The sequence below is a fragment of the Mesorhizobium sp. UC74_2 genome, assembly GCF_042701485.1.
In the GTDB taxonomy this organism is placed as follows: Bacteria; Pseudomonadota; Alphaproteobacteria; order Rhizobiales; family Rhizobiaceae; genus Mesorhizobium.
Map to the genome: position 1 here is coordinate 4279932 of NZ_CP170562.1, position 26676 is coordinate 4306607.

General features: G+C 64.5%; 21 protein-coding genes and 2 pseudogenes. 9 read left to right on the top strand and 14 right to left on the bottom strand.

Annotated features, from left to right (window positions below; genetic code table 11):
• Positions 1–7: 7 nt before the first annotated feature.
• Positions 8–1213 (bottom strand): L-2-hydroxyglutarate oxidase, encoded by a 1206-nt coding sequence (gene lhgO, locus ACFJIU_RS20810; protein WP_379063093.1) that lies wholly within the window; start codon positions 1211–1213, stop codon positions 8–10.
• Between the two features lie 212 nt (positions 1214–1425).
• On the opposite strand from lhgO, the pseudogene ACFJIU_RS20815 reads away from it, so the two are divergent.
• Positions 1426–2733, top strand: a pseudogene (locus tag ACFJIU_RS20815) (PLP-dependent aminotransferase family protein); the annotation flags it as partial.
• Positions 2734–2823: 90 nt separating this feature from the next.
• Here ACFJIU_RS20815 and ACFJIU_RS20820 read toward each other — a convergent pair.
• The 6 genes from ACFJIU_RS20820 to ACFJIU_RS20845 are packed head-to-tail and all read right to left on the bottom strand — an operon-like array spanning position 2824 to position 9489.
• Positions 2824–3456 carry a class II aldolase/adducin family protein gene (locus tag ACFJIU_RS20820; protein ID WP_379073179.1) on the bottom strand — a complete coding sequence of 211 codons (633 nt, stop codon included), beginning with the start codon at positions 3454–3456 and terminating at the stop codon, positions 2824–2826.
• A gap of 28 nt (positions 3457–3484) precedes the next feature.
• Positions 3485–6028, bottom strand: coding sequence for an amidohydrolase family protein (locus tag ACFJIU_RS20825; protein WP_379063095.1), 2544 nt, complete (start codon positions 6026–6028; stop codon positions 3485–3487).
• 56 nt (positions 6029–6084) lie between these two features.
• Positions 6085–6915 (bottom strand): nucleoside phosphorylase, encoded by an 831-nt coding sequence (locus ACFJIU_RS20830; protein WP_379063097.1) that lies wholly within the window; start codon positions 6913–6915, stop codon positions 6085–6087.
• Positions 6916–6937: 22 nt separating this feature from the next.
• Positions 6938–7687 (bottom strand): ABC transporter permease, encoded by a 750-nt coding sequence (locus ACFJIU_RS20835; protein ID WP_379063099.1) that lies wholly within the window; start codon positions 7685–7687, stop codon positions 6938–6940.
• Positions 7684–8466, bottom strand: a complete 783-nt coding sequence (locus tag ACFJIU_RS20840) for an ABC transporter ATP-binding protein (RefSeq protein WP_379063101.1) — start codon at positions 8464–8466, stop codon at positions 7684–7686. Before ACFJIU_RS20840 ends, ACFJIU_RS20835 begins: the two co-directional genes overlap by 4 nt.
• 3 nt (positions 8467–8469) lie before the next feature.
• Positions 8470–9489 carry an ABC transporter substrate-binding protein gene (locus tag ACFJIU_RS20845; protein ID WP_379063103.1) on the bottom strand — a complete coding sequence of 340 codons (1020 nt, stop codon included), beginning with the start codon at positions 9487–9489 and terminating at the stop codon, positions 8470–8472.
• A gap of 280 nt (positions 9490–9769) precedes the next feature.
• On the opposite strand from ACFJIU_RS20845, the gene ACFJIU_RS20850 reads away from it, so the two are divergent.
• On the top strand, positions 9770–10426 hold the full coding sequence (locus tag ACFJIU_RS20850; protein WP_379063105.1) for a TrmH family RNA methyltransferase: 657 nt from the start codon (positions 9770–9772) through the stop codon (positions 10424–10426).
• A gap of 57 nt (positions 10427–10483) precedes the next feature.
• Here the strand turns inward: ACFJIU_RS20850 and ACFJIU_RS20855 are convergent, their stop codons facing one another.
• Complete coding sequence (locus ACFJIU_RS20855) at positions 10484–10897, bottom strand: hypothetical protein (protein WP_379063107.1); 414 nt, start codon at positions 10895–10897, stop codon at positions 10484–10486.
• 208 nt (positions 10898–11105) lie between these two features.
• Positions 11106–11901: pseudogene (locus ACFJIU_RS20860) on the bottom strand (helix-turn-helix domain-containing protein).
• 158 nt (positions 11902–12059) lie between these two features.
• Between ACFJIU_RS20860 and ACFJIU_RS20865 the strand changes: the two are divergent.
• The 3 genes from ACFJIU_RS20865 to ACFJIU_RS20875 all read left to right on the top strand — a co-directional run bounded on the left by ACFJIU_RS20865 (position 12060) and on the right by ACFJIU_RS20875 (position 16334).
• On the top strand, positions 12060–13622 hold the full coding sequence (locus tag ACFJIU_RS20865; protein WP_379063109.1) for an ABC transporter substrate-binding protein: 1563 nt from the start codon (positions 12060–12062) through the stop codon (positions 13620–13622).
• A gap of 142 nt (positions 13623–13764) precedes the next feature.
• On the top strand, positions 13765–15759 hold the full coding sequence (locus ACFJIU_RS20870; protein ID WP_379063111.1) for a CocE/NonD family hydrolase: 1995 nt from the start codon (positions 13765–13767) through the stop codon (positions 15757–15759).
• Between the two features lie 185 nt (positions 15760–15944).
• A complete protein-coding gene (locus tag ACFJIU_RS20875; protein ID WP_379063113.1) occupies positions 15945–16334 on the top strand; it encodes an RcnB family protein in 390 nt (129 codons plus the stop codon).
• A 98-nt stretch (positions 16335–16432) separates the two neighbouring features.
• Here ACFJIU_RS20875 and ACFJIU_RS20880 read toward each other — a convergent pair whose 3' ends face one another.
• From ACFJIU_RS20880 to ACFJIU_RS20890, 3 genes are all read right to left on the bottom strand, one after another.
• Positions 16433–17449 (bottom strand): Hsp33 family molecular chaperone, encoded by a 1017-nt coding sequence (locus ACFJIU_RS20880; protein ID WP_379063115.1) that lies wholly within the window; start codon positions 17447–17449, stop codon positions 16433–16435.
• A 159-nt stretch (positions 17450–17608) separates the two neighbouring features.
• A complete protein-coding gene (gene argF / locus ACFJIU_RS20885; protein WP_379073180.1) occupies positions 17609–18520 on the bottom strand; it encodes an ornithine carbamoyltransferase in 912 nt (303 codons plus the stop codon).
• Positions 18521–18532: 12 nt separating this feature from the next.
• On the bottom strand, positions 18533–19729 hold the full coding sequence (locus tag ACFJIU_RS20890) for an aspartate aminotransferase family protein (RefSeq protein WP_379063117.1): 1197 nt from the start codon (positions 19727–19729) through the stop codon (positions 18533–18535).
• A 369-nt stretch (positions 19730–20098) separates the two neighbouring features.
• Here ACFJIU_RS20890 and ACFJIU_RS20895 point away from each other — a divergent pair, with 369 nt between their 5' ends.
• A complete protein-coding gene (locus tag ACFJIU_RS20895) occupies positions 20099–20629 on the top strand; it encodes a GcrA family cell cycle regulator (protein WP_379063119.1) in 531 nt (176 codons plus the stop codon).
• Positions 20630–20682: 53 nt separating this feature from the next.
• On the opposite strand, the gene ACFJIU_RS20900 is transcribed toward ACFJIU_RS20895, so the two are convergent.
• Positions 20683–22128, bottom strand: a complete 1446-nt coding sequence (locus tag ACFJIU_RS20900; protein ID WP_379063121.1) for an MFS transporter — start codon at positions 22126–22128, stop codon at positions 20683–20685.
• Positions 22129–22274: 146 nt separating this feature from the next.
• On the opposite strand from ACFJIU_RS20900, the gene ACFJIU_RS20905 reads away from it, so the two are divergent.
• From ACFJIU_RS20905 to ACFJIU_RS20915, 3 genes are all read left to right on the top strand, one after another.
• Positions 22275–23165 (top strand): LysR family transcriptional regulator, encoded by an 891-nt coding sequence (locus tag ACFJIU_RS20905; RefSeq protein ID WP_379063123.1) that lies wholly within the window; start codon positions 22275–22277, stop codon positions 23163–23165.
• Positions 23166–23337: 172 nt separating this feature from the next.
• The gene (locus ACFJIU_RS20910) at positions 23338–25182 is read left to right on the top strand and encodes a CocE/NonD family hydrolase (RefSeq protein WP_379063125.1); all 1845 of its coding nucleotides are present in this window, start codon (positions 23338–23340) and stop codon (positions 25180–25182) included.
• Positions 25183–25220: 38 nt separating this feature from the next.
• A complete protein-coding gene (locus tag ACFJIU_RS20915) occupies positions 25221–26168 on the top strand; it encodes an amidohydrolase family protein (RefSeq protein ID WP_379063127.1) in 948 nt (315 codons plus the stop codon).
• Positions 26169–26209: 41 nt separating this feature from the next.
• Here ACFJIU_RS20915 and ACFJIU_RS20920 read toward each other — a convergent pair whose 3' ends face one another.
• Positions 26210–26599, bottom strand: coding sequence for a VOC family protein (locus ACFJIU_RS20920; protein WP_379063129.1), 390 nt, complete (start codon positions 26597–26599; stop codon positions 26210–26212).
• Positions 26600–26676: the final 77 nt, after the last annotated feature.

The following is a 26676-nucleotide window of genomic DNA, read 5'->3' on the forward strand; positions in this document are numbered from 1 at the left end:
GGCGGCATCACCGCGAATGCGCCAGTTTCCCTGCGACGGTGTCGACGATGTACGCACCGATCGGCAGGGCAGCGGTCGCAGCCGGCGAAGGAGCGTTGCAGACGTGGGTTGTCCTCGCGGTCTGCACGATGAGGAAATCATGGATCAGGGTGCCATCGGCCTTCACAGCCTGGGCACGGATGCCGCTCGGATGCGGTTCGAGATCCTCAAGCGTGAGCGAGGGGCAGTATTTCTGGCAGAGCGCGAGGTAGCGACGGCGGGAAAGAGCACTGTGGAGTTCGTCAACGGCGGATGTCCGGTTGTTCCAGATCGCGCGCCAGAAGCCGGGGAACGCAGCCAGGTCGATCGAATCCGCGACGTTCAGACTGAGGCGGCCATAGCCCTCGCGGGCGAATGACAGGGCGGCATTGGGCCCGACGGTAACGAAACCTCCGATCATCCTGGTCAGGTGCACGCCGAGAAAGGGCAATGCCGGATCGGGAACGGGATAGATGAGGTGGCGGATGATGGCATTGCGTTCGGAGCGCAGCCGGAAGTAATCGCCGCGGAACGGCACGATGCGGAAATCGATGTCGAGGCCAGCCAGTCGGGCCATGCGGTCGGACTGGACGCCCGCGCAGGTGATCACGGAGCGCGCAAGCAAGGTGCCGCCATCGGTGTTGATCTCGACCTCGCCGGAATGCTCCTTGAAGCCTCGACAGACGGTGGCGAAGCGGATCTCCCCACCTGCGGCGGTGAACCGGCCGACCATGCCGCGACAGACCGCGCCATAGTCGACGATGCCGGTCTCGCGGAACAGCAGCGCACCCAATCCGCTTATGTCGGGTTCCCGCTCGGCCAGTTGCGTGGCATCCAGCCGCACGGGCTCGAGGCCATTGGCGCGGGCGCGCGCTTCAAGATCGCCGAGCCAGGCGAGCTCAGCGCCGGAAGTCGCGACGATAAGCTTCCCGCACTGCTCATAGGGAATGGAATTCTCGCGGCAGAAGGCCATGGTCCGCGCGCTGCCTTCCCGACAGAACCGCGCCTTCAGCGAACCTGGAGCATAATAGACCCCGGCATGGATCACGCCGCTGTTGCGGCCGGTCTGGTGCCGGGCGGGCTCGTCCTCTTTTTCCAGCACGACAATCGAGGCGTGCTCGAACCGCTGCTGCAATTGCATGGCTGTCGAAAGACCGACGATGCCGGCGCCGATGATGCAGAAATCGAAGATCACGCTCGTTCCGTTGGCTTGAGGCCGTCGAGGCCCGCAACGGAGCATTACGCAGGGAAGGAACGATGGTAAGGTCCAGTTTTTCCCCACCGGGGAACCAGCGGAACCGATGTGACGGGTGGGCATGAAGATCAGGGCGAGAGGCCAGAGCGACGCGAACATGGTCTGGGAGCATCTCCTGCGCCAGGCCCGATCCGTCGCGAGGCGCCATCACCATGCAGGTGATCGAGAGCTTCGTCGACGCGATCGTCAGCCGGCAGATCCCGGCAGGCGTGCGGGTTCCATCGACACGTGTCATGGCGGCAGCGCTCGGCATCGGCCGCAACACGGCGATCGCCGCCATCAACTCCCTCGTCGAACAGGGCTATCTCGTCGTGAAGGACCGTTCCGGCGTCTTCGTCGCGCAGTTCGGCTTCGAGACGGGGGCGACGGAAAGACGGAGCGGACCCAAGGAAGCGGACTACGACTGGTACCGGCGCCTTGGCCTCGAACGCCCCTTGCCCCGTGCGCAACCTCCAGCCTCTCCTTCCTACAATTTCCGCTACGGCCAGTTCGACCCCAGCACCTTCCCGACCAGCCACTGGCGGCAATGCGAGCGCAGCGCGCTCGGCCTGACCCAGATCGCCGACTGGGGCCGCGACATGGTCGACATGGACGATGCCGGCCTCATCGAAAGCCTGCGCCGCCATGTGCTGCCCAACCATGGCATCTGGGCGGAAGCCAACGAGATCCTGATCACCCTCGGCGGGCAGGAAGGGCGCTATCTCGTGGCGCGGCTGCTCGGCCAGCCGGGCGTAACAGTCGGGCTGGAGCGGCCCGGACTGCCCGACATGGAACAGCTCATCCGCTCGACCGCGGCAAAGCGGGTGCACCTGCCGGTCGACCAGAATGGCGCGGCACTTTCGGTGGAACTGCGGCAATGCGACGTGATCTTCATCACGCCGGGCCACCAATGCCCGACGACGGCGGTGATGCCGGTGGAGCGCCGGCTTGCCCTGCTCGACATCGCGCACCGCCGTGACACCATCGTGGTCGAGGATACCTACGACACCGAAGTGCTGAGCCACGGGCGCACGACACCGTCGCTGAAGAGCCTGGATCGCGAAGGCCGGGTGATCCACATCGGCAGCCTTTCGAAGGCGGTGGCGCCCGGATTGCGCACCGGTTTCGTCGTCGCCTCGCCGCCGGTGATCGAGGCCTTGCGCGCCATCCGGCGCCTGATCCACCGTCATCCGCCCGGCAACATCCAGCGCACGCTGGCCATGTTCATCGACCGTGGCTACTACCACTCCTATCTGCGCAAGGTTTCGGGCATCCTGCAGCGGCGGCGCGAGGTGCTGAGCGCGGCACTCGGCGAGCTGAAGACACCGGCCCGCATCATCGGCAGCGAGGGCGCCTCAACCTTCTGGGTCGAAGTGCCGGTGTCCGTGGACACGACAGCGCTGAGCGCCCTGCTGGAAAACGAGGGCGTTCTCATCGATCCGGGCAGTCGCTTCTTCACCGGCGACGCCCCGCGCAACTACATGCGCATCGCCGTCTCGCAGATCCATGAGAGCCAGATCCGAAAAGGTGTCAGACGCATCGATGCGGCAATCCGGGGCGGCGGCTTGAAGTTACCCGTAGTTCCGGTAACGCTCCGCCGCGATCGCGATCTGGTCGTCGTTCAGGAGCGTGACGGGGCCAGCCTGCCGTGCCTGGATATACTGGCGGCAGAGGATTTCGAGGCGGTATGCGGCATTGAACGCCTTCCGCAGCGAGGTGCCATAAGCGATCATGCCGTGATTGCCGAGCAGGCAGGCGGTGCGCCCTTCGAGCGCGGCAACGGCGGATTGGCCGAGTTCCACCGATCCATAGGTCTCATAGGTGGTGCAGCGCACGTCGCCGCCACCGAAGGCCGCGAGCATGTAGTGGAACGGCGGCAGCGCCTGGCTGGTGCAGGCCATGGCCACGCAATGGTCGGAATGGGTGTGGACCACGGCTTCTGCGCGCGCAAAGGCACGGTAGATCGCGGCATGCATCGACCATTCGCTCGATGGCCTCTGCCCTTCCGCGCATCGTCCATCCATATCCGCTCGAACAAAGCTTTCCGGCCTGATCGTTTCCGCCGAAGCACCCGCCGGCGAAATCAGCATGCCGTGCTCGTGGCGCACGCTGATGTTTCCCGCCGCCAGGAAGATCAGTCCGGCGCGGTCCAGCTCGCGGTAGAGGTGGGACAGCTCGGTGCGTTTGTCTGCTTCGACGGACATGGTGATCTTTCCGGGCGTTGGTGGGCCGTCAGGCCAGGGTCATTGATCGCGAGGCGAGCCGCGCAGCGCAGCAGGAACAGGTCGCGCCCTGGAAGGCCGAGCCCTGCCAGTCCGCATAGCCGGCCCGCAGCCCATCAATCGCTGGCCTGGTTTCCGCGGCGAGCGCCCGCAGGTCGGCGGCCACGACCGCGGCCCTGTCGATCAGCGCGGCCTCGTCGAGCACGGTGACGGCGCCGTTGCGCAGCAGCCAGTTGCCGTCCACCATCAGGGAATGCACGCTGCGCGCATCGGCATGCGCGACGATGGAGCCGGGGCTGACCGGAGCCACCGCCAATCCCGGCGCACGCGGATCGAGCATCAGCACATCGGCGACGGCGCCTGTTTCGAGCCGGCCGCGGACCGCCTGGTTGCGGAACACCCCGGCGCCTGCCGTGGTGGCGGCATAGAGAACCTGGCCGGGTTTCGGCCAGTGCCGGAAGTCGCTGCCGGGATCCCGTCCGGAAACCAGCATATGCCGCATCACCTCGAACAGGTCATGGCGGCCGCCGGCATTGGAACAATCGGTGCCGAGGGCGACCTCGAGACCGAGTTCGAGGTCTTCGCGAATGGTCTTGCGCCCCGAGCCCAGCATGGCGTTGCTGATCGGGTTGAAGGAAAGGGTCACCCCGCGCCGGGCGAGCAGTTCCTTCTCTTCGCGCGTCAGCCAGACGCCGTGAGCCACCGACAGCCGGTCGTGCAGCAGGCCGGCGGCATCCAGTGCCCTGACGAGACCGCCACGCCAGCGGGCGTCGGCGAGCTGTCTCTGCGGGAACGTCTCCAGGAGATGCGTGTGGCTGCCGAGGCCGAGGCTGTCCTGCAGCCGCTGCCACAGTTTCCAGAAATCGTCCGAGCAGCGCTGCGGCGCGTTGGGGCCGCACATCAGTTCGACGCGGCCGTGCCCTTGCTGCCGCAGCCGGACGGCGAGCCCGCGATAGAGCGCTTCGATCTCTTCGGCGCGGCGCGGCGCCAGCGGCAGCAGGCGCGCCGCGAGCTCCGTGTCAAGCGGGATGCCCAGCAGCTCCTCGTCGCGCAGGTCGGCGAAGAACGGGGCGAAAGCAACCCTGAGGCCGGATTCGAGATGGGCTTCGAGGCCGATCGCCGCCCGGCCCGCCTGCGGGAAATGGTCGACATAGCTGCCGATGCCGTTGCGGATCAGTTCGACCGCCGTCAGCTGCACGCTGAGGCGCGCCGCCTCGTCGGTGAAGCCGCGACCGTGGTTGATGGCGTGGAACGACCAGAGCTCGAGCGGCAGGGAATTCTCGGTCCCCCTGAAGAGCGTCGAGGAGGAATGGACGTGGCAGTCGGCCAAAGGCGGCATCAGGATCATGCCGGCCGCGTCGATGACCTCGTCGGCGCCTAGTGCGGCCGAGGCCGCTTCGGCCGGGGTGAGGACGGAGACGATGCGCGTCCCCCTGACCAGCAGGCCACCTGGCATGAACCCGGCATCACCACCCGGCCAGATGGTCGCGCCGATGAAGCAGGTCGACCTGTCGCCGCTCATGACAGCGGCTGCTTTGCGAATGCCTGCAGGATCATGGCCGGCGCGAAGACACCGATCGAGGTCGCGACAGCCGAGACCAGACGCGGTGGCGTGACGTCGAAGGCCGGATACCATCCCCCGGCCAGATAGGAGGCGGTCCGCATGCCGAGGCAATAGAGCGAACTCGTCGCCGTCGCGCTCCTCCATCCTGACGTCTTCCGGGCTCGGCGCCTTGGCATCGGGAAAGCGGACCATGGCGATGAACGGTATGCCGAAATGATGCGCGGCGATGGCCAGCTGCAGCGTGCCGACCTTGTTGATGACATGGCCGGACAGGGTGACGCGGTCGGCTGCGGTCATCAACCGGCTGACCAGGCCACGGTCCATGGCATGGGCCGCCATGCCATCGGTGATCACCGTCGTCTCGATGCCCATCTCGGCCACGCTGTGTGCCGTCAGCCGTGCGCCCTGCAGATAGGGTCTGGTCTCGGTGCAGATCACCTTCACCGACTTCCCGGCCTTGATGGCGCTGCCGAGCGCATGGATCAGCCCCGACTCGGCCCAGCAGTGGGTGAGGATGGTGTCGCCGTCCTCGATCAGGCTGGCGGCGCTGGCACCGAGCTTGCGGCTGAGTTCCGCCTGCCGGTCCCATGCCTGGCGGGTGGCGGCTTCGATGCGCTCGGCCATGTCGGCGCGATCCAGCCAGGCCTCGGCCTCGGCCTGCAGCAGGCCGATGACATCACGGATGTTGTTGTTGGTCGGTCGTGTCCGCAACAGGCGGGCGGCGGCATCGGCGAGCGCCTGTCGGCGCGCGGCGGGCAGAAGCGAACTCGCCTTCCTGGCGGCAAGCACGAAGCCGGCGCTGGCGGCGAAGAAGGGGCCGCTGCTCTGGGTCACCATCTGCTCGATGGCCATCGCCACCTCTTCCAGGGTCTCGCAGTCGACGAAGCGGGTCTGGAACGGGAAGACCCGCCGGTCGAGGATGCGCACACGGTCGGGCTCGAGCAGGACGCTCTTGGCAATAAGGGTCGGCATAGCGATAGACGTGTCCATCACCGTCTCCATGTCAGAAATGTTCTTGGCAGAACCCCGGCAGCGCCGGGCCTCGTCTAGACGTCCGCTGCCGTGAACGCCGTCCGCCCGGCCTCCCTGGCCTTTTGATCCCACTCCGCCAGCCGCCTGATGGCTTCCGCGCCGGTCAGGCAGGCACGCGCCACGCCACCGCTCTCGTCCCAGACGCCGGTGATGCGGTTGGCGATGACCGAGCAGATCGCGCCGGCGCGCAGGCCGTAGATCCGCGCCAGCGTCAGGAGTGCAGCCGTCTCCATCTCGAAATTGAGGACACCTGCCCGCTTCATCTCCTCCAGGATACGCTCGCCCTCGGGCGCGACATAACCGTTGAAACCCGGCCGGCCCTGGCCGGCGATGAAGGAGCCTGTCGTGGCGCCGGTGCCGACGCGATGGCTGAAGCCATTCGTGGCGGCAGCATCGACCAGCGCGAAGGTGACTTCGTGCGAAGCGACGGCTGGGAATTCATTGCGGACATAGAAGTGGCTGGTGCCGTCGAGGCGCACCGATGCATCGTTGATGATCAGCGACCCGGGCTCGATATCCTCTCTCAGCGTGCCGCAGGTACCGACACGGATGAAGGTATCGATGCCCAGCTTGACCAGGTCGGCAAGCACGATGTCGAGCGACGGCGCGCCCATCATGGTCGAGACGGCGCCGATGCGTACGCCCTTGTAGGTGCCGGCAGCCGCCCGATAACCGCGTGGCAAGGCGATCACCTCGGCCGCGTCCCACTGGCTAGCCATGAAGTCGACGCGCTCGGGATCGCCCGGCAACAGCACGTAGCGGGGCAGGTTGAGCGCGGCGAGCGCATTGATGCGACGGCGGTCGCCGGTGTTTGCTGTCGCGGTTTCGGTGGATTGACTGGTCATCTTGGTTTCCCTGGCCGCGCGATCAGGCGGTCCGCCATTTGACGAAATATTTCTCTGCCAGCACCACGGCCCCGAACATCGCCAGCGCCAGCGCCGACGACATCATGATCGAGGCGTAGAGCAGCGGGGTGCGGTAATCGAAGGTCGACTGGATGATCAGCATGCCGATACCGGACTCCGCACCGACCCATTCGCTGACGATGGCGCCGATGACGCTGCTGGTGGCGGCGATCTTCAGGGCCGTGAACACAAAGGGCAGCGAACGCGGCAGACGCAGGCGGAAGAACACCTCGACCGGGTTGGCCGACATGATCTTCATCAGCTCCATCTCCGAATGCGACACCGCTTCCAGCCCGCGCAAGGTGTTCACCAGCGTCGGGAACATGCAGATGATGGCGGCGATCGCGATCTTCGACGACATCGACAGGCCGAAGACGAGGATCAGCACCGGCGACAGCGCGATGATCGGTATGGTGTTGAACAGCACGACGACCGGGAAATAGATGGCGCGTAGGCGCCGGCTGTGCACGAAAATCGTCGCCAGCAGGAAGCCGATGCCGTTGCCGACGAAGAAACCGGCAATGGCTTCCACCGCCGTCGGCTGGATGTTTTGCCAAAGCAACCGCCGGTTGTCCCACAGCGCGTGGACCACGGTGAGCGGGTCTGGCGCGATGAAGGGACGCACCTGGAAGCCGGTGATGACCGCCTGCCACAGCGCAATCAGCGAAAGCAGGCCGATCACCGGCCAGGCCCATGACAGCGAGGGTCTCATGCGTGCCCCCGTGGCCCATGCGCCGTCTCCATCACGCCGCGCAGGCGCGATGTGATGTCGAAGAAAGCAGGCGAGGAGCGATCGATGCCATTGCCGGGTTTGTGCTCGTCGAGTTCGATCGTCTCGACGATCCGCCCGGGATGCGCGCCCATCACCACGACCGTCTGGCCGAGGAATGCTGCCTCCGACAGCCCATGCGTGACGAAGACGATCGTTGTGCCTGTCTCGCGCCAGATGCGCAGGAGCTCGTCGTTCAGGCCGTCGCGGGTGATTTCGTCGAGTGCGCCGAACGGTTCGTCCATCAGGAGGATATCCGGCTTCGTCACCAGGGCCCGCGCGATCGCCACGCGCTGGCGCTGCCCGCCCGACAATTGCCAGGGCTGGGCGTCCTCGCGTCCCTTCAAGCCGACGAGTTCCAGCAGTTCGCGCGGATCGCGATGCGACCGCCTCTGTGCCGACCAGCCGCCGACCTGCAGCGGCATCTCGACATTCTCCAGAGCCGTGCGCCAGGGCAGCAGCGTTGCCTCCTGGAACACGAAGGAGATGCGGCGCTGGCGGCGCACCTCCTGCGGGCGGTCGCCAAACACCCGGATCGTGCCGCCGGTGCTCTGCAGGAGGTCGGCGATGTTGCGCAGCAAGGTGGACTTGCCGCAGCCGGAAGGGCCGATCAGCACCACGAACCGGCCTTTCGAAACCCTAAGGTCAAGGCTGCGGTAGGCAGTAAGCTGGCCGAAGGACATTGTGAGGTCGCTGACCTCTATGGCGATTTCTCCAGACATCGCTTATCCCAGTTTCGGACGGACGTCCGCGGTGGCGTCGAGCACCTGCCAGGATACACATTTCTCGACCACCGGCGCCGCCCCGGCGAAACGGCCCGCCTGCTTGAACAGCGCAATCTGCGTCTCGATCTTTGTGGCGTCGTGCCAGCCCCAGCCGTGTTCCCGGGTCTCCTGATCGAAGGAGAGCGCCATGATCGTGTCCACGGTCCTGTATTCGATTTCGCGGTCGAGCGCCGGATAGGCATCGCACATGATGTCGACGGCGGCCCGGCGGTTCTCGTAAGCCCAGCCCCAGCCGCGCGAAACGGCGCGGACATATCTGGCGAGGTTCTGCTTCTGGCCGTCGAAGGTTTCGGCGCTGGTGAAATAGGAATTGGCGTAATTTGGGATGATGTCTGACGCCACGAGAGCGACGAAGTCCGGACCAAGCACCGAGAGCGCCTTGGTGTTGGTGAGGAAGCCGGTGACGGCATCGACCTGGCCGGTCAGCAGCGGCGTCATGTCGGCGCCCATGGTGACGACCTTGACCGTGGAGACATCGAGGCCGCTCTTGGCCATGATCAGGTCGAGCAGATAGCGTCCGTTCGGGTTGATCGCGACCGTCTTGCCGACGAGATCCTGCGGCGTGCGGATCGGCTTGCCGGGCAGCGAGATATAGGCATAGGGCGAGCGGCGGAACCCGCTTGCGAACAGAAGCAGGGGACGACCCGCCTCATAGGCGGTCAGCAGCTGCGCAGTGGAAGAGAACTGGCCGGCGGCCGCCTGCCCCGCCAGCACCGGCGGCACGGTCTGTGCGTTCGGTCCGCCGGGTCCGAACACCGCAACCAGTCCCTCTTCCTTGAAGAAGCCCTTCTGCTGGGCGACGATATCGCCGAGCTGACCGTTGCCGATCAACCAGTCGAACTGGATCCGCACCTCGACGCCATCGTCGGCAAAGGCTGGTCCGAAAGACACCATCGCCCCGCCCAGACCGGCGGCAATGCTGCCTTTCAGCAAGGTGCGCCTGTTTATTCCCCCCATCATCCCGTTCCCTTTTCAAGGTGATTGTTTGTTCTTGTTCGCCAGTCGTAACCGCACTCCCTGTCACCGGTAAGAACCAGTTATGTGAATAGAAGGAACCACTTTGGAACCAGCCGACGCGCGCTGTTGAGGATCTGCCGGAGCGCGAATGGAAAGGAAATTCTTTGACGCTCCCTCGACTTCGCCGCGACACACAGCTGGTTGCGCGAAGATCAGATGCCCGCGGATTGCATCGATCTGGGAAAACCGGCATTGATCGCGCCTGCAACATCCGAGACGCGCCATGGAAGAAAAAACTGAATCGAAGAAATCGGTCCGTAAACGCGCCGACGAAATCAAACCGTTTCGCTGCAAGAACCTGATCGCCGTACTTGAGAACCCGACGGATGTGAAGAACATCGGGACAGTGATCAGGAATGTGAACGCCCTGGGTGTCGAGAAGGTCTATGTCGTCGATCCTCGCCGATCCCTGCCTGACGACTGGCAGGATTTGCGCGATCAGAAATCGGTTTCGAAAACATCCGTCTCCGCAGTGAAATGGACATTCGTGAAGCGCTTCGACAGCACCGACGAATGCTTCGACTATCTCGAGAAAAAGGGATTCACGTCGATCGTCACCTCACCCCATGTGAAGGGCAAGGCCAGCATTTTCCTTCACGAAGGCGACTACACCGCTCACACCAAACTGGCGGTCTGGTTCGGCAGCGAAGCGATCGGTATCAGTGACCTTGCTGTCCAGAGAAGCGCGATGTGCGTCAGCATCCCGATGTTTGGCATGATCGAAAGCCTCAACCTCGGCACGAGTTCAGGCATCGTCCTGTATGAGGTCGCAAAGCAGAGACGCGAATATCAAAGCAAGTACAGGTGGCGCAATCAAAGGGGCGAGCGTTCCACTCCCTTGCCGACCGTGATCTCTCCCGAAACCGAGGCCACAAACTAAAAATCCCCGGAAGCCTCAAGCCTCCGGGGTGTCGGGGAGACAGAAATCCAGCCGGTTCTAGCCGGCTGCACCCTCGATGACGCGGCAGATGGCGTCGCGCGTGGCATCTTCGGGCGCGATCTGGCCGGCCTGCACCATGAACACCACATCGATGCGGCTGCCCTTGCCGGATTTGCGTAAGACGACACGCAGCGTCTGCTCGCGGCCGGAGCCGGAGGTTTCCTGCTTGGCGGTCAGCGAACCCATCGCCTTGTCGACCTTGATGTTCTCGAACCCTTCGGCGAGCATGACGCGATGGGCGTTGTCCAACGCCTTTTTGGCGTCGAGCTTCAGGACACCAAAGCTCTTGTAGCTGACGGCCGTGACCGACGGCACGCCGACGACCGAGAAATTCTTCTTGCAGGCCTGGGCGTTCGCCGCAGAGACCGCCAGGAGGGAAGCCGCCGCGGCGACCAAAATCTTGCTGATCATGAAAAACCTGTGCCTGAAAATTGTTCTGCCTGTTTGTAAGCAATTCCGGACGCGGAAGCACTGCCGGAGCTGCTTGCGGGTACCAGGCCTCGTTTCCTGGCAGCTCCCAGCAATAGTCGCCTAGCCGGCAACATGCCAGCGCGAGGATGTACTAGTCGAGCCAGTTCAGCGGCCCGTGACACAGCACCGTCTCGCGCCGCGAACTGTCTCACAATGCGGCGGTCGCGGCCGTAAAGGGCAGGACGTCGGCAAGGAAAGACGCAACCGCCGATGGCAGGCTGGCGGAAGCCGGTGCGTAGACGCCGCAGGCGGAAAGCAGGCTGCGTTTGTTGGCGGTGAGGCCGAGATGGCGCCAGATGGTGCGGGTTGCGTAAGGCATGTTGTTGTTGCGCCAGGATATGCCCATCGTCAGGCCGCGAAGATAGCGGCGCTGGTGCAGTTCGAACGGCATGAGGATCGTCTGGCCGAAGGTCGGCGCCTCGCCACGGGTCAATTCGGTCAGGAAGATGCGCTGGCGCTGGTAGGCGGCGAGGCCGACATAGCGCGAGCGCTGGGAGATGCCGCGTTCGGGATCGAAGATGCGCTCCAGTGTCGTGACGACGACCTGGCCATCCTTCTCGCGCATGTGGGCGCAGGAACAGACGACCTGGCCTGGCGCAGGAAAGTGATACGTGCCAGGTCTGGTAGAAGCCGAGATGCGGCCGCAGCGCGCGCAGGTCGCCCGGAAAAGCGTCGTCCAGCGGCCCGGCATCCATGGCCGGGCGACTTTTCTCCGTCAGCTTCCGCTGGAAGGCATGCGGAGCCAGGTTGAAATCGGCCGGATCGAGACCGAAGGCGGCGGCAATCCGCAGACGATTGTGCGCGGAAGGCAAGGTCCCGGCGTTGAGATAGCGATTGAACTGCTGCCTGTTGACGCCGACGACCCGGCACAGGTCGGAAATCGATCGCCGGGTGCTGCAGGCGAATTTTAGGTTGGCGAGAAAATTGACCGGGGCGTCGTGCATCGGTGTGTCTTGCGGAAATGGAGGCCTGCTGGGGAACGAAAGCAATGCCAGTGTAAACTCGCTTAAAGCCGCGTCAACGCGCGAAATTGCGCAGGCGCGGGCCCGGATCATTATCGGTCCCGAGCGCCATTTCCGGCTGCTCCAATAATGGGGACACTATGATCAAGCTGGGCAACACGTTGAACCTCTCGCGTCGTACATTCCTGCAAGGCGGCACGCTGCTTGGCCTGTCGGCCGCTGCCGGAACCTTTTCCCTGCCGGCCATGGCCGAGGAACCGGTGCGCGGCGGCACCTTGCGGATGGGCCTCGAGGGCGGCGCTTCCGCCGACGCGCTCGACCCGGCCCTGGCATCGGCAAGCGTGCTGTTCGTGATCGCGCATTGCTGGGGCGATACGCTGGTCGAGTCCGATCCCAAAACCGGCATCGCGGTGCCGTCACTGGCCGAATCCTGGTCACCTTCGCCGGATGCCAAGGTGTGGACCTTCAAGATCCGCAAGGACGTGCGCTTCCACGACGGCAAGCCGATGACCGTCGCCGACGCGGTCGCCACGCTGCAGCGCCATGCCGGCGCCAAGTCGCAGTCGGGCGCGCTCGGCCTTTTGACCGGCATCGAAAAAATCGAGGACAAGGCCGGCGACCTGGTCATCACGCTGAAGGAAGGCAATGCCGACCTGCCGCTGGTGCTGACCGACTATCACCTGCAGATCCAGCCGGGCGGTGGCAACGAGAACCCCGCCGCGGCGATCGGCACCGGGCCTTACAAGCTGGTCAAGTTCGAGCCGGGCGTGCGTGCTGCCTTCGAGCGAAACAAGGACGACTGGCGCCAGGACCGCGGCTATGTCGACGCCGTCGAGATCACGGTGATGAACGACCTGACCGCGCGCATCAACGCGCTGCGCTCAGGCCAGGTCGATTTCATCAATGTCGTGCAGCCGAAGGTCGTGCCGCTGCTGAAGCGGCTGCCCGAGGTCGAGATCCTGCGCACGCCCAGCAAGGGCTTCTACGCCTTCCTGATGCATTGCGACACGGCTCCCTTCGACAACAACGACCTGCGCATGGCGCTGAAGCTGGCGATCGACCGCGAGGCGATCCTCAAGCAGGTGGTGGGCGGCTTCGGCACCATCGGCAACGACTACCCGATCAATGCCAGCTACGCGCTGGCGCCGACCGACATCGAACAGCGCCCATACGATCCCGACAAGGCGGCGTTCCACTACAAGAAGTCCGGACATGACGGACCGATCCTGCTGCATACCTCCGATGCCGCCTTCCCCGGCGCGGTCGATGCGGCGCAGCTTTTCCAGATCAGTGCGGCCAAGGCCGGCATCAAGCTCGACGTGCAGCGTGAGCCGAGCGACGGCTACTGGACCGAGGTGTGGAACAAGAAGCCGTTCTGCGCTTCCTACTGGGGCGGCCGCCCAACGCAGGATGCACGCTACTCGACCTCCTATGTGTCGAACGCAGAATGGAACGACACGCGTTTCAAGCGTCCGGATTTCGACAGACTGGTCGCCGAGGCCCGCGGCGAACTCGACGAGACCAAACGCCGCGCCCTCTACCGCCAGATGGCGGTGACCGTGCACGACGAGGGCGGACTGATCCTGCCGGTGTTCAACGACTACCTGAACGCCTCGTCGAAGAAGCTGAAGGGCTTCGTCGACGACATCGGCAACGACCTATCCAACGGTCGTATCGCCAGCCGGGTCTGGCTCCAGGCCTGAGACAGGACTTCCCACGCAGTAACAGGGGCGGCACGTACCGCCCCAATCTTCCTTCAAACAATGGCGGCGCGTACCGCGCCCCAATCTTCCTTCAAACAATGGCGGCGCGTACCGCGCCGCCGGTACTTTCATGGTTGGTTTCATGTCGAATACGAACTTTCATGTCATCGAGAACGAGTGGATCGTGCTCAAGGACGGCACGCGGCTCGCTGCGCGCATCTGGATGCCGGACGACGCGGGGCACGCACCGGTCCCTGCGGTCCTGGAGTTCCTGCCCTACCGCAAGCGCAACGGCACCGCGCCGCGTGACGAATCCACCTATCCTGTGTTCGCCGCCGCCGGCATTGCCGGCGTGCGCGTCGATATCCGCGGCAGCGGCGAATCCGACGGCGTCATCGATGGCGAATACACCCCGCGCGAGCTTTCCGACGCCATCGAGGTGATCGAGTGGATCACCGCACAGCGCTGGTCGAACGGCAGCGTCGGCATGATGGGCATCTCCTGGGGCGGCTTCAACTGCCTGCAGGTGGCGGCGCTGAAGCCGCCGGCCCTGAAGGCGGTGATCTCCATCGCCTCCACGGTCGATCGCTACAATGACGACATCCATTACAAGAACGGCACGCACCTGTCGGCGCAGCTTTCCTGGGCAGCGACGATGAGCGCCTACCTGTCGCGCTCGCCTGACCCGGAGATCGTCGGCGAGCGCTGGCGTGCCATGTGGCTGGAACGATTGGAACAGGAGCCCTTCTTCATGGAGGAATGGCTGTCGCACCAGCGCCGAGACGACTTCTGGAAACACGGCTCGATCGGCGAGGATTTCGACGGCTTCCCGGTTCCGGCGCTGGTTATTTCCGGCTGGGGCGACGGCTACCGCAACACGCCGCTGAAGGCGGTGGCCGGCATGCCGGGCAAGGCCAGGGCGCTGGTCGGCCCGTGGGTGCATAAATATCCGCATTTCGCCTATCCGAAGCCGCGTGCCGATTTCCATGCCGAAGCGATCGCCTGGTGGCGCCGCTGGCTGTGCGACGAAAAAAACGGCACCGATGCCGTGCCGCAGGTGCGCGCCTATATTCTCGACGGTCCGCGCCCGGCGCGCTGGCGCGAGGCCGATCCCGGCTACTGGGTGGCCAAGGATACGTGGCGGGAACCCGAAACCATGACGCTGGCAATCGGTTCCGGCGGGCGGCTGGAACATGATCCGGCAGAGCGTGCCGGCGGCAACGCCCTGCTCAACTCGCCGCTGGATACCGGAACGGCCGCCGGCGAATTCTTCACGCTGAAGCCGGATACGGAAATGGCGGGCGACCAGCGCCTCGACGATGCCGGTTCGCTGACGTTCGAGACCGGGATATTGACCGACGAATGCGTCATCCTCGGCCAGCCCGTGCTGAAGCTCAGGCTTTCCAGCGACGCGCCGCTGGCCAATCTGGCGGCGCGGCTGGTGGATGTGCATGCCGACGGCACGGCCACCCGCGTCTCGTTCGGCGTGCTCAACCTCGCGCATCGCGATGGCAACGCCGAACCGAGAGCGCTGGAAGCCGGCAGGACGGTCGAGGTGGCACTGGTGCTCGACGCCTGCGGCTACCGCTTCGGGCCGGGACACCGCATCCGGCTGTCGCTGTCGAGCGCCTATTGGCCGATGATCCTGCCGCCACCCCATGATGCGACGCTCGACATCGACCTTTCGTCCGTCGAATTCAGCCTGCCGCTGCTTGGCCAACATCATCTTGTCGACGTGCCGGAACCGGCCAATCCCGATCCGCTGCCGCGTTACGAGACGCTCGAGCAGGGTTCCGCAGGCCGCGTCGTCGAGCGCGACATGCTGAACGGCGTCACCCGCTACAAGGTCAGCGAGGACACCGGCCTCAACCGCCATCCCGGCAATGGCCTGAGCGCGCGCGACACCACCGAACAGGTCTGGTCGATCGTGCCGGGAGATCCGCTATCGATGACGGCCGAAATCACAATGCACAGCCTTGTTGCCCGCGAGGGTTGGGAAACCCGGACCCGCAGTGTCATCAAACTCTCCTGCACCGAAACGGAGTGGATCACCTCCGAGCACATGCAGGCCATGCATGACGGGACCATCGTGTTCGAGCGTGAACGCAACGCGCGCATCCCGCGCGATCACATGTGAAGGATGTCCGGCTTTCCGTGCTGTCTCCGGTCGGTACGGAAAGCCGTCGTTCAGAGAGATCCATCCATTCGAAACCCATAATATAAACTACTGAATTTGCTACATAATTGTAATGTTTCCATTCAGTTTTGGTTCATGTTTCGAGACCTAATCCTCCTTGTGTGAACACATCAGGAGCCACACAGATGAAACGTCTTCTTCTCTCCGGCCTGGCGATTTCGATGCTCGCCGCATCGAGCCTGCCGGGTTTTGCCGCGCCGATCGCCGTTCCTGGCGTTCCTGACTCGAACCTGATCTCGGCGCAGCACCGGGAACCGGTTCGGAAGGACCGCCGCGTCGTCGACGAACGCGTCATCGTCAAGAAAAAGGTCGTCACCAAGCAGGTGGTGGTCAAGAAACGCTGGAAGAATGGCCAGCGTTACGACAGCTGGCGCAACGCCAAGGGCATGAAGGACTACAGCCGCTATGGTCTGCGCCGTCCCGGACCCGGACAGCATTGGGTTCGCGCCGGCAACGACTATCTGCTGGTCGGCATCGCCACCGGCGTGATCGCGAGTGTGATCGCCGCACGATAGGCGCAGCACTGCCTCTCGGCAAAAAAAGGCGACCCGCGCGGGTCGCCTTTTTCTGCATCCGTCAGTCCGCGCCAGCTTCGAGAGCGAAGCCATCGTCGTTATTCGACGGCGGCAAAGTCGGCCGGGTCGAAGTCGTAGCGCGTCGAGCAGAACTCACATTCGACGCTGATGTGGCCCTCTTCCGTGCTGTCCTTGATCTCCTGCGCGGTGAAGCCTTCAAGAATGCCGCGGATCTTGTCGGACGAGCAGGAGCACTGGTCGGCGACATGGACCTCGTCGAACACGCGCACGCCATGCTCGTGGAACAGGCGGTAGAGCAGCCGTTCGGTTCCAACCGTCGGGTCGATCAGTTCAGCCGGTTCGACGGTGGCCAGCAGTGCCAGCAATTCCTGCCATGAATTGTCGGCCGGATCGAGCACCGCTTCCGCCGCATCGCCGTCGCCGCCCGGAAGATCGGGTACGCGCATGCGCTCCGGCGCTTCGGGCAGGAACTGCGCGAGCACACCGCCGGCGCGCCACTGCTTGCGCCCGCCCGGCAGCACCAGCTGGGCCACGGCAAGCCTGAGGTCGGTCGGAATCTGCTCCGACTGCCTGAAATAAGTGCGCGCGGCCTCTTCCAGCGAGGTGTTGTCGAGCTGGACGATGCCCTGGTAGCGCTGCGTGTAGGCGCCCTGGTCGATGGTGAGTGCCAGCACGCCGGAACCCAGCAAGGTCTCGGCCGACACGTCGCCTGCGGCGATCGCCGCCGCCAGCTTGTCGGCATCGAAACGGGCATAGGCGCGCAGCGCGTTGGGCGTCGAGAAGTCGGCGACCAGCATATCCACCGGCCCGTCGGTGCGGGTCTGCAGGATGAACTTGCCTTCGAACTTCAGCGAGGTACCGAGCAGCACGGTGACGACACAGGCTTCCGCCAGCAGCCGGGCAACCGGCTCCGGATAGTCATGGCGCGACAGGATGGCGTCGAGCATTGGCCCGAGCTGGACGGCGCGGCCGCGCACGTCGAGCGGGCCGACCTCGAACGGCACGACATGGTCGTCGCCGGCATGGCCGAAGTCGCCGAGTTTGGGGGCCGTTTCCGTCATTCCGTGTTCAGTCAAAACAGTCGTTTCCAGCATGACAAAGTCTCCCGGCGCGGCACAACCGCCCTTTTGGGAGCATGCCTTCAAACGCCAATGATTTGCGTGATGCCCGGGAGATAGGCATCACACCGTGCTGTATCAAGTCGCAGGCCCTCGCCGCAAAACCGCGGGACACTTTTGCGGGGCCTGCCGGTATCAGGCGCCGAGACACCAGGCCAGCACTGCCTTCTGCGCATGCAGCCGGTTCTCGGCCTCGTCGAACACCACGGAATGCGGACCGTCGATCACCTCGTCGGTCACTTCCTCGCCGCGATGCGCCGGCAGGCAGTGCATGAACAGGGCATCGGGCTTGGCCTTGGCCATCAGCGCGGCATTGACCTGATAGGGCACGAACACGTTGTGGCCACGCGCACGGTGCTCCTGGCCCATCGAGACCCAAGTGTCGGTGACGATGCAGTCGACCTGGTCGACCGCTTCCTCGGCCGAGCGGGTGAAGCGGATCTTGCCGCCGTTGCCCTTGGCCCAGTCGACGAATTTCTGCTCCGGCTCGCTGCCTTCCGGCACGGCGACGTTCAGGTTGAACGCGAAGCGCGCGGAAGCCTCGACAAGCGAATGCAGCACATTGTTGCCGTCGCCGGTCCAGGCGAAGGTCTTGCCGGCCACCGGCCCACGATGTTCCTCGTAGGTCATGATGTCGGCCATCAGCTGGCAGGGATGGGTGTCATCGGTCAGGCCGTTGATGACCGGGACCGTGGCGTTCTCGGTCAGTTCGAGCAGCCGGTTGTGCGCGGTGGTGCGGATCATGATCGCGTCGACATACCGCGACAGCACCTTGGCGGTGTCGGCGATGGATTCCGAACGGCCGAGCTGCATCTCGGTACCGGTCAGCATGATCGTCTCGCCGCCGAGCTGGCGCATGCCGACATCGAAGGAGATGCGGGTGCGCGTCGACGGCTTGTCGAAGATCATCGCCAGCACCTTGCCGTCGAGCGGCTTCGAGCGCTCGCCGGCCTTGAGGCGGGCCTTGCGCGCGGCCGCATCGTCCAGAATGGCGCGCAGGTCGGTTTCGGAAACGGCGGATAGATCGGTGAAGTGACGAACGCTCATCATGTCGTCCGATTACTTCGCCGCAGCCGCAACGGCTTCCGACAGGCCCTTGGCGGCACCGCGGATACGCTTCAGGCCATCGCGGATGTCGTCTTCGGTGACGGTGAGCGGCGGCAGCAGGCGGATGACGTTGTCGCCGGCCGGAACCGCCAGCAGGTGCTGATCGCGCAATGCGCCGTTCACGGTGCCGTTGGGCATGACGCATTTGAGGCCGAGCATCAGCCCGTCGCCGCGAATGCCTTCGATGACATCGGGGAATTCGTCGGCAACGGCTGCAAGTCCCTGCTTGAACAGCAGCGCCTTGCGGTTGATGTCTTCGAGGAAGCCCTCTTGCAGCACGACGTCGAGAACGGCGTTGCCAACGGCCATGGCGAGCGGATTGCCGCCGAAGGTGGTGCCATGCACGCCGGCGGTCATGCCGCGCGCGGCTTCGTCGGTGGCCAGGCACGCGCCCATCGGGAAGCCGCCGCCGATGCCCTTGGCGATCGCCATCAGGTCTGGCGTCACGCCGGACCATTCATGCGCGAACAGCTTGCCGGTGCGGCCGATGCCACACTGGACCTCGTCGAAGATCAAAAGCAGGCCATGCTTGTCGCACAGCTGGCGCAGCCGCTTCAGCGACTGCAGCGGGAAGGAACGGATACCACCCTCGCCCTGCAGCGGTTCCAGCAGGATCGCGGCGGTCTCCGGCGTGATCGCCTTTTCGGCGGCTTCGATGTCGTCGAACGGCACCTGGTCGAAACCGTCGACCTTGGGACCGAAGCCTTCCAGATATTTGTACTGGCCGCCGGCCGCGATCGTCGCCAGGGTGCGGCCGTGGAAGGCGCCCTCGAAGGTGATGACGCGGAAGCGCTCGGGATGGCCGGTGACGAACTGGTAACGGCGCGCCGTCTTGATCGCGCACTCCAGCGCCTCGGCGCCCGAATTGGTGAAGAACACCTTGTCGGCGAAGGTCGCCTCGACCAGCCGCTCGCCGAGGCGGCGCTGTCCCGGAATCTCATAGAGATTGGAGACGTGCCAGAGCTTGTCGGCCTGGTCCTTCAGCGCCGCAACCAGGTGCGGGTGGCCATGTCCCAGCGAATTGACAGCAATGCCGGCGGCAAAATCGAGGTATCGGTCGCCCTTTTCCGTCACCAGCCAGGAACCCTCTCCTCGCTCGAAAGCCAGGGGTGCACGGGCAAAGGTCTCGTAAAGCGCCGAACCGCTCATTATATGCTGCTCCGGTACTGAAAAAATAAAAGCCGCCCAAGCGGCGGCTATTGGCAGCTTATCGTGTTTTTCGGCCATGAAGTCAACGAAAAGCTCTTTTACAGCACCGCCTGGACCAACCTGTTTCAGCTGGCGGAATTTGAATGTCGAAAATCGCTGGCGCAGCCAAGTTGGGGAAAACTGCGAAATCCGATTCGTGTTGCAGTTGGGACTCTTGTCACCGAGTCAGCGCATCGGTAATTGTGAATGAGAAATAGCTAGATTTCGTACGGCGGATCCAATCACCCCAGATATGTGGTGCCCGCCCGGCGCGAGCCGGAACGATTTTGGATTCTGAAAACACCGGACGGTTCAAAGGAGCGCGGTCTTATGAACTGGACTGACGAGCGAGTAGAACTCTTGAGGAAACTGTGGTCGGAGGGTCTGAGCGCAAGCCAGATCGCGGCCCAGCTCGGCGGGGTCAGCCGCAATGCGGTCATTGGCAAGGTACACCGGCTGAAGCTGTCCGGTCGTGGCCGCACTACGGCGGCGCCGGCACGGCAGAAGAAGGCACCGGCCGCCGGCGGCGCTTCGTCGACCAAGTCGACGACACGCACGGCTGCCAGCACCTCCCATCGCCATGTCACCGCTTCGATCGGCGCGACCGCGCTGCAGGTGCAGTTCGACGCCGAGCCGGTAGCTCGCCAGTATCTGCGCCCGGTCGAAAACGTGGTGGTGCCGATCTCGCGGCGCCTGCAGCTCACCGAGCTGACCGAGCGCACCTGCAAGTGGCCGAACGGCGACCCGCTGACGGAAGAATTCCACTTCTGCGGCAACGACGCCGGCGAAAGCGGTCCATATTGCGCCTATCACTCGCGCATCGCCTTCCAGCCGGCCTCGGAACGCCGCCGGCTGCGTTGAAGGTAAGGAACCGGGATAAATCAGGGCAGCAGGCGACCACGCCGCTGCCCTTTTCATTGCCCTACTGCCCTACTCTCCCGTCGCGCCCTGTGGTGGCGAAAGTTCAAGGCAACGGCGATCATCAGGACGATACCGACGCAGATCAGGAGAATGACGCTGCGCAGACCATCGGCTGTTGCCGCAAGACGCAGATCGCCGGTCAGGTCGCCGACGGGCGCGTTGGCGATTGGCACCAGCATGGCAAGGCCGAGCGCATAACCGATCTGCTGGGCGGTGGAAGCCAGACCCGAGGCGATGCCCTGTTCGCGCTGCAGCACATCCGTCGCCACGGCGGCGAACATGATGGTGAATGTCGCGCCCATGCCGAGACTGAGGATCATCAGTGCAGGCAACAGGGCCGGGAACGTGCTGTGCGACGAGAGCACGGCGCTGTACATCAGCGTCCCGCCCAGCCCTACGACGAGGCTGCCGATCAGCGCCACGCGCACGCCTAGCCGCGAAGCCAGCGTGCCGCCGATCGACGAACCGACGAAGATCCCGGCATAGGGCACGAGATAGGCGAGCCCGGTCTGCAGCGCGCTGTATTGCAGCACCACCTGGAAATGGATGGTCAGGAAGTAGAGCACCGAGCCGAAGGTGATCGTATAGAGCAGGATGGTGGCGATGCCCGTCGTCAGGTTGCGGTTCCTGAGCAGATGCAGCGGCAGCAGCGGATCACGGCTGCGGTATTCGACCGCCACGAAGATGACGAGCAGGATGGCTGCCGCGGCCAGGCTTGCAAGGATCACCGCCGAACTCCAGCCTGCTTCCGGCCCCTGGACCAGCCCGAAAACCAGCAGCGTTATCGCAGCCGTCGCGGTCGTTGCGCCCGGCAGGTCGAAATGCCGTGCCTGCGCCGAATGCCTGTCCGGATGGATCAGCATCAGGGCGAGGACAATGCCGATCAGCGACAGTGGGACAACGACGAAGAACACCGCCCGCCAGCCCCAGGTTTCGGTGAGCACACCGCCGAGCAAGGCACCCAGCGCCATGCCGCTGCCGCCGACGCCTGCCCATATGGCGATGGCGCGATTGCGCTGCGGCCCCTCGTGGAACAGCGTGTTGATCAGCGACAGCGTGGCCGGGAACAGGAAGGCGCCGCCGATGCCCTGGACCGCGCGGGCGGCGATCAGGATAGCAGACTTGCCGGCAAGGCCACCGGCGAGCGAGGCCACAGCGAACAGCAGCAGGCCAAGGATGAACATACGCCGCCGCCCCAGGAGGTCGCTTGCGCGCCCGCCGAGCATCAGCAGCCCGCCGTAGGGAACGACGAAAGCGCTGATGATCCATTGCTGCGACTGCGCCGAGAAGCCGAGGCTGCCGCCGATCTCGGGAAGCGCCACGAACACGATCGTATAGTCGATCGAGATGATCAGATGGGCGAAGGCGAGCAGCGCCATGACCGCAGCCAGGTTGCGCTTTTCCGGCTCGGCCGTCTCTTTGTGGGTATCGGTCGACATTGCATGCTCCATGAAAGTGAGCCGCGCAGCGTGAAGAGGCGCGTTTTGCCGACCGTTACCCCTCGTATCCGGAGCTTCACACCTAACAATTTCGCAGCGCCTCCCTACAATTCTGTATGCCGCCTTCGCTGCCTCACGGAGATCACATGGATTGGGATGACCTGAAACTGGCGCTCGCCATCGCCCGGCATGGCTCGCTGACCGCGGCCGCGCGCGCGCTGGGCGTCAGCCAGCCCACCGTCGGCCGCAGGCTGGAAGGTTTCGAGCGGAAGATCGGCGTCAACCTCTTCGACCGCAGCCTGGAGGGCCTCAGGCCGACCACATTGGGTGCGGCACTTTTCGACAGCCTGTCGATGATGGAAGAAGGCGCGCTTTCCATCGAGCGGCGCATCGCCTCGCGCAACACCGGGCTGGAAGGTTCGATCGTGGTGACCAGCCTCGACTGGCTTGCAGACTTCCTGACCGCGCCGATCGTCGCCCGTTTCGCTGCCCTGCACCCGCTGGTGTCGATCGAGCTGCTCAACGACACCCGCGTCTTCAACCTGTCGCGCCATGAAGCCGACATCGCCTTTCGCTTCGGCAAGTTCGAGCAGGAGGACCTGGTGGTGCGCAAAGTGGCGGATGTCGCCTACGGCCTCTACGCGTCCCGCGCCTATCTCGAACGCATGGGGCTTCCCGATATCGAGGCGGGCTGTCCGGACCACGCGATCGTCATGCTGCACCAGGCGGCCGGGCATGTCTGCTACCGGGACTGGCTGGCCGCACTGGCGCCCAACGCCCATGTGCTGATGCGGACGAATTCCGTGCAGTCGCATATCGCGACGGTGGAGGCCGGCATCGCGATAGGCGTGCTGCCGCGCTACGTCGCCGACCAGAAGGAAGAGCTGATCCGTATCGAGACTGGCCAGCCCGAACCGGTACAGAGCGTGCAGATGGGCGTTCACGCCGACATGCGCGACAACCCTCGTGTCCGTGCTCTGCTCGACTTCGCGGCACGGGAATTCAAGCAGCTTTCGTCGGTGCTGGTTCCAGGTTGAGAACTGGCGCGGGCGTGTGCCTTTCTCCCCGCAAGGGGGAGACATAGGGTGCCGGGCCTGCCTCGCGAAGCCATACGGTTTCGTATGCCCCCTCTGCGATGCTGACGGGTAGACGGCTGCGAGCTGTCATCGGCACCATGATCCTGTTTGTCCCTTTCGCCAGGATCCTGAAATGCGCCAGCCGAACCCATCGCTGCTTGCCCGCAGTCTCATTCCTACAGCCACGACGCTGGCAGCCGCGCTGACCATGACGGCAACGCCGGCATGGTCGGCCGAGCAAAGCTGCAGCGTGGCTGTCGATCATGACGTGCCAGCCAGGATGCGCGACGGCACGACCTTGCTCGCCGATGTCTATCGCCCGACGGAGCCCGGTACCTATCCCGTGCTGCTGATGCGGCTGCCCTACAACAAGAGCGATGCGCAGGCCTTCGTCTATGCCCGGCCGGAAATCTTTGCCTCGCACTGCTACATAGTCGCCATCCAGGACGTGCGCGGCCAGTACAAGTCCGAAGGCACGTTCTATCCGTTCCGCAACGAAGGCGCCGACGGCTATGACAGCGTCGAATGGGCCGCTGCGCTGCCGGGTTCGAGCGGCAAGGTCGGCATGTATGGCTTCTCCTATGTCGGCGCGACGCAATGGCTCGCCGCCGCCGAACGGCCGCCGCATCTGGTGGCCATCGCCCCGGCGCAGACCGGATCCGACTATTTCAACGGCTGGACCTATGAAGGCGGGGCGCTGTCGCAGGCTTTCGTGCAGTCATGGCCGCTCTCTTCGGTGGCGCTGTCGGCATCGCGGCGGCTGGGCAACCAGCAGGCGCTGAACGACATCCAGGCTGCCGCTGGCAGGCTTGCGTCGGTCTACGCCCAGTCGCCCCTCTCACGGCTGCTGCCAGCATCGAAATACGAAGCCGAGATCGCGCCCTATTACGGCGACTGGATCGCCCACAACACATGGGACGCCTACTGGAAGCCCTGGAGCATCCGCGCGCGCCATCACCAGGTCACCGTTCCCGCCCTCAACCTCGCCGGCTGGTACGACGTCTTCCTGCGCGGCGGCGTCGAGAACTACGCCGGCATGCGGGAACAAGGCGGCTCGGACACGGCGCGTTCGGGACAACGCCTGATCATCGGGCCATGGAGCCACATGCCCTGGCTGCAGAAGGTCGGTGAGCTGGATTTCGGCGCCGAGGCGACCAATCCGATCGACGCGCTGTTGCTGCGCTGGTTCGATTACTGGCTGAAGGGCGAGGCCAACGGGCTCGACGCCGACAAGCCGGTGCGCATCTTCGTCATGGGCGCCAATCGCTGGCGCGAGGCGGACAGCTGGCCGCCGGCGGAAGCCGAGACCGTTGCGTTCTACCTGCACAGCCGGGGCCAGGCCAACACCCGCTTCGGCAATGGCAGCCTGACGACAGGGAAGCCCGAGGGAGAACAGACCGCCGACCAATATCGCTACGACCCTGCCGATCCGGTGCCGAGCCTTGGCGGACATTCGTGCTGTTCGCCCGACAGCGCGCCGATCGGTCCTGCCGATCAGGCCAGCGTCGAGGACCGTGCGGACGTGCTTTATTACGCAACGCCGCCGCTGGAGCAGGACATGGAGGTGACGGGGCCGGTCAGTGTCGAACTCCATGCCAGCTCGTCGGCCGTCGACACGGATTTCACCGCCAAGCTTGTCGATATCCATCCCGACGGCAAGGCTTACAACCTGGCCAATGGCATCATCCGCGCCAGCATGCGCGACTCGCTCGAGCGCCGTACGCCGCTCGAACCCGGCAAGGTCACCCGATACACAATCGACCTCGGTCCGACATCAGCGGTGTTCCAGCGCGGCCATCGCATCGCGCTCGAAATCTCCAGCTCCAATTTCCCGCATTACGACCGCAACCTGAACAACGGAACGCTCGACGGTGCGGGAACTCCCGTGGTGGCCGAGCAGCGCGTCCTGCACGACGCCGCCAATCCATCGCGGCTGCTGCTCTCCGTCATGCCGAAACCGATCACCGCGGCGCAATAAGGCGTTTCGCAACAGCCATTCAACAGGATGATCAGACCATGCGAATAGATGTGCACGCCCATGCCTGGAGCAGCGGCTATCTGGACCTGCTCGAGGGTTTCGGCAGAAGCGAAGTCGCTGCCTACCGGCAGCTCGGCGCCGGCGTGACGGACAACGAGCTCGCCGCCCGCTTCGCCATGCTCGATGCCGTCGGCATCGACCTGCAGGTGCTGACGGCCACGCCGCTGTCGCCGCATTTCGGGGACGAGGCAACCGCCGTCACGGCGGCACGGCAGATCAACGACGAATATGCCGCGCTGGTCAGGCGCCATCCCGACCGGTTCCGGGCGATCGCCTCGCTGCCCCTGCCCCATATCGACGCCTCGCTCGCCGAGCTCGACCGGGCGATCTCGCAACTCGGCATGCTGGGTGTCTGCATCACGACCTCGGTGCTCGGCCGTTCGATCGCCGACGAGATGTTCGAGCCGCTCTACCGCGAGCTCGACCGCCGGCAGAGCGTGCTGTCGGTCCACCCTGCCGGCCACGGCGCGCATTCGCCGCTGATCACGGAACATCAGCTGACCTGGTCGATCGGCGCGCCGGTCGAAGACACGGTCGCCGCCATGCACCTGATCCTCAAGGGCATCCCCAGCCGCTTCCCCGGCATCAAGATCATCATCCCGCATTTCGGCGGGCTGCTGCCGATGACGCTGGAAAGGATCGACCAGCATGTCGCGTGGGAAGCACCACAGAACCCGGAGAAGCCGAGCTTGGCCGCCCAGCGCCTGTGGTACGACACGGTCGGACACGACCACGTGCCGGCGCTGCGGGCGGCGGTCGACACCTTCGGCGCCGAGCGGCTGCTGTTCGGCACCGACTTCCCCTTCCAGCCCGGCGCATTCTTCGCAACGAGCGTCGACTACATCAAGCGGGCGGGACTGCCGGAACGAGACGTGGAAACGATCCTCGACCGGAATGCGGCGAAGATGTTGGGAATAGGGCAGTAGGGGAATGGTGTCCTGCCCTACTGCCTTACTGCCTTATTCCCCTACTCCGCCACGAACTCGACCTTGATCCGGTCCGGATCCTCGACGAACAGGGCGTAATAATCCTTGCCGCCATTGGCGAACGGATATTTCTCGTCATAGAGGCTGGGGATGTCGTGTTCGATGCAATATTGCCTGAGCGCATCGACGGCATCCCTGCCCTTGACCTTGAAGGCGAGATGATTCAGCCCGACGCCGCAGCGATGGTACCGGCGCTGCCGATGTTTTTCGGCGACCTGCACGAAGGTCAGATAGGCATCGTCTCCGTTGCCGAGGGTGAAACCGTCGTCCCAATGACCCGTTTCCTCATAGCCGATCCTGGCCAGGATGTTGGCCCAGAACGCTTGCGACGCCGCAAGGTCCGAGACGTAGATTTCGACGTGGTGAAGCATTGGGGTCCCTAGGAGGCAGTAGGCTGTCGGCAGTCGGACGCAAACCAGCAAACGGGGGAGATGAGGCAGCCGTTGTT

Bases quoted from the DNA above. Each gene is read 5' to 3' on its own strand.
- ACFJIU_RS20820 (WP_379073179.1), bottom strand. From the start codon at position 3,456: ATGTCCGTCGAAGCAGACAAACGCACCGAGCTGTCCCACCTCTACCGC.
- ACFJIU_RS20825 (WP_379063095.1), bottom strand. From the start codon at position 6,028: ATGGACACGTCTATCGCTATGCCGACCCTTATTGCCAAGAGCGTCCTG.
- ACFJIU_RS20830 (WP_379063097.1), bottom strand. From the start codon at position 6,915: ATGACCAGTCAATCCACCGAAACCGCGACAGCAAACACCGGCGACCGC.
- ACFJIU_RS20835 (WP_379063099.1), bottom strand. From the start codon at position 7,687: ATGAGACCCTCGCTGTCATGGGCCTGGCCGGTGATCGGCCTGCTTTCG.
- ACFJIU_RS20840 (WP_379063101.1), bottom strand. From the start codon at position 8,466: ATGTCTGGAGAAATCGCCATAGAGGTCAGCGACCTCACAATGTCCTTC.
- ACFJIU_RS20845 (WP_379063103.1), bottom strand. From the start codon at position 9,489: ATGATGGGGGGAATAAACAGGCGCACCTTGCTGAAAGGCAGCATTGCC.
- ACFJIU_RS20850 (WP_379063105.1), top strand. From the start codon at position 9,770: ATGGAAGAAAAAACTGAATCGAAGAAATCGGTCCGTAAACGCGCCGAC.
- ACFJIU_RS20855 (WP_379063107.1), bottom strand. From the start codon at position 10,897: ATGATCAGCAAGATTTTGGTCGCCGCGGCGGCTTCCCTCCTGGCGGTC.
- ACFJIU_RS20865 (WP_379063109.1), top strand. From the start codon at position 12,060: ATGATCAAGCTGGGCAACACGTTGAACCTCTCGCGTCGTACATTCCTG.
- ACFJIU_RS20870 (WP_379063111.1), top strand. From the start codon at position 13,765: ATGTCGAATACGAACTTTCATGTCATCGAGAACGAGTGGATCGTGCTC.
- ACFJIU_RS20875 (WP_379063113.1), top strand. From the start codon at position 15,945: ATGAAACGTCTTCTTCTCTCCGGCCTGGCGATTTCGATGCTCGCCGCA.
- ACFJIU_RS20880 (WP_379063115.1), bottom strand. From the start codon at position 17,449: ATGCTGGAAACGACTGTTTTGACTGAACACGGAATGACGGAAACGGCC.
- argF (WP_379073180.1), bottom strand. From the start codon at position 18,520: ATGAGCGTTCGTCACTTCACCGATCTATCCGCCGTTTCCGAAACCGAC.
- ACFJIU_RS20890 (WP_379063117.1), bottom strand. From the start codon at position 19,729: ATGAGCGGTTCGGCGCTTTACGAGACCTTTGCCCGTGCACCCCTGGCT.
- ACFJIU_RS20895 (WP_379063119.1), top strand. From the start codon at position 20,099: ATGAACTGGACTGACGAGCGAGTAGAACTCTTGAGGAAACTGTGGTCG.
- ACFJIU_RS20900 (WP_379063121.1), bottom strand. From the start codon at position 22,128: ATGTCGACCGATACCCACAAAGAGACGGCCGAGCCGGAAAAGCGCAAC.
- ACFJIU_RS20905 (WP_379063123.1), top strand. From the start codon at position 22,275: ATGGATTGGGATGACCTGAAACTGGCGCTCGCCATCGCCCGGCATGGC.
- ACFJIU_RS20910 (WP_379063125.1), top strand. From the start codon at position 23,338: ATGCGCCAGCCGAACCCATCGCTGCTTGCCCGCAGTCTCATTCCTACA.
- ACFJIU_RS20915 (WP_379063127.1), top strand. From the start codon at position 25,221: ATGCGAATAGATGTGCACGCCCATGCCTGGAGCAGCGGCTATCTGGAC.
- ACFJIU_RS20920 (WP_379063129.1), bottom strand. From the start codon at position 26,599: ATGCTTCACCACGTCGAAATCTACGTCTCGGACCTTGCGGCGTCGCAA.